General features: G+C 59.2%; 3 protein-coding genes. All 3 read right to left on the bottom strand.

Going from position 1 to position 1730, the window contains the following annotated elements:
• The coding region (locus E6O51_RS21620; RefSeq protein ID WP_136387102.1) for a hypothetical protein at positions 1–263 on the bottom strand (263 nt) is incomplete at its 3' end.
• Positions 260–709 carry a hypothetical protein gene (locus tag E6O51_RS21615; protein WP_136387101.1) on the bottom strand — a complete coding sequence of 150 codons (450 nt, stop codon included), beginning with the start codon at positions 707–709 and terminating at the stop codon, positions 260–262. The genes E6O51_RS21615 and E6O51_RS21620, both read right to left, overlap by 4 nt.
• Positions 706–1730: VENN motif pre-toxin domain-containing protein (locus E6O51_RS21610; RefSeq protein ID WP_211091497.1), on the bottom strand; the 1025-nt coding region annotated here is incomplete at its 5' end. The genes E6O51_RS21610 and E6O51_RS21615, both read right to left, overlap by 4 nt.

Raw genomic sequence — 1730 nt, 5'->3', positions numbered from 1 at the left:
TTCTCCTGGAGCGAGCTGGTGCCGTAGCCGATGCTGCCCATCGAGGAAGTGAAGCCCGAGCGGGACTCTTTGCGGTAGCGCGTTTCGTTCTGGAGGTCCTGGGCGGTGTCGAGGATGACGTCGCGCACGGCGGTGAGCGCGAGGGCTTCATCGCTGACTACCATGCTGGCGCTCACCGTGAGGTCGCGGCCGACCATCACGGTGAGCGCCCCCGCGTTGGTGAGGGACCGGGCGCTACCGGCTGCGTCGAGGAGGCACGTCATTTCGGCTCTTTTGATTCTTCCGGCTTTGACATTCCAGAGCGAACTTCGCGCTCGCCTTCCGGCAATTCGGGGGAGTCTCCGTAAAGCTCTTCACGGGTCAGATCGGGACGGTCATACCATTGGCCGATTGCGCTCTTGCGGGCGCGGCGGCGTTCGATGAAAAGCGTGATCGGCGCCGCAATCGAGGTCAGGATTCCTGTTCCACCAATGATGACCGTCCACAGCCGTGTCCAGCTTTGTCGTCCCGCATCAATGGGAAGGAGGGAAAATCCTAGTAGGCCACGGAGCCAATTAAAAACCTCTTGTGAATTCCACATAACATATGTCAAAAAAATTGAAACGCACAGAGCCCTAAAACAGCCTGGATATGTGGTCCAATCCATAAATTTCCCCGGACCAACCGGATCCCACTCATAAAGCCTGCGCAGAATACATTTCTTCGTCATTTTCCATCCCCTTGCTCTGAATCGCGGAACGCGGGGATGTTCGATACTTCCTGTTCAATAATACGTCCAGCATAGTTCGGATAGGGATTCGGCCTGACGTTTTGCAACAGGATCGGCACCGAAGGATCGTATGGCTTGTTCCCGATGAATAGAGGTTGGGTTTTCTGCAAGTGACCAGAAGCCCAGCGGCCGATGACCGTCCCAGATCCACCAAAAAACGCCCCCTCAAAAGTCGAGCCAGACACGCTCTTATTCTCCCCATACCACCAATTCGTCAGCGCCGTATTGGTCCCGCCCACCGTACCGCCGAGTGCCGCGTTGCCGAGAATGGACTTGCCCGCCAGAGGATAGGCCCAAACGCCCGTACCGCTGGCAATGACGGTTTGGGCGAAACGATATTCGTCCTGTTGGCCTGTGTAAATCTTGTACGTCTGCCCGGCCACATCGAACCCGCCGCCCAGCCCCGAGCCCACGGCCACACGCCCGAACGTCAACGTGCCTCCCGTAGCCGTGAAGGCCACCAAAGATTCCAGAGGATAGACAGCGGTAATACCTTCGGCCTGCGCGTAGAACGCTCTCAATTCAGCAATGCTCGCTTTCTGGTCCGGACCGCAGATGCGCGGTGGCGCGCAGGAGGCATTCAGATCGGCCAGCACCGTCTTGATCCATTCGGACTGGAATACGCTGTTGCAGTTGCCGGACAGCAGGCAGGCTTCCGCCTCGTCCCTTTGCCTGACGTCGAGATCGGCGTATTCCTGCTCGATCGCTTGACGGCCTTCCTCGGACTCCGCTTCGGCAAGCCTCTCCTGTTTCTGTTTGATTTGTTCGTGGGTCAGATAGTTGTTCGTCACCCCCACGAAGGCCGTACTGGCCCCGGTGGCCGCTCCTTGGGTGTCCCCGGCCAGCGTGCCGACCGCCGCGCCGGCCAGCGCGGCCCCCAGTTGCAGCAGGCTGTCGTGTTCGCCCTTGCGCTTGACCGCTTCTTCCGGGCTGATCCCCGCTTCGTTGTAGTCGTAGCCGT

The sequence above is a fragment of the Pseudothauera rhizosphaerae genome, from assembly GCF_004801305.1.
Classification (GTDB): Bacteria; Pseudomonadota; Gammaproteobacteria; order Burkholderiales; family Rhodocyclaceae; genus Pseudothauera; species Pseudothauera rhizosphaerae.
The sequence above is the reverse complement of the archived record's forward strand: the minus strand, read 5'-3'. Positions and strand labels throughout refer to the sequence as shown.

Bases quoted from the DNA above. Each gene is read 5' to 3' on its own strand.
- E6O51_RS21615 (WP_136387101.1), bottom strand. From the start codon at position 709: ATGACGAAGAAATGTATTCTGCGCAGGCTTTATGAGTGGGATCCGGTT.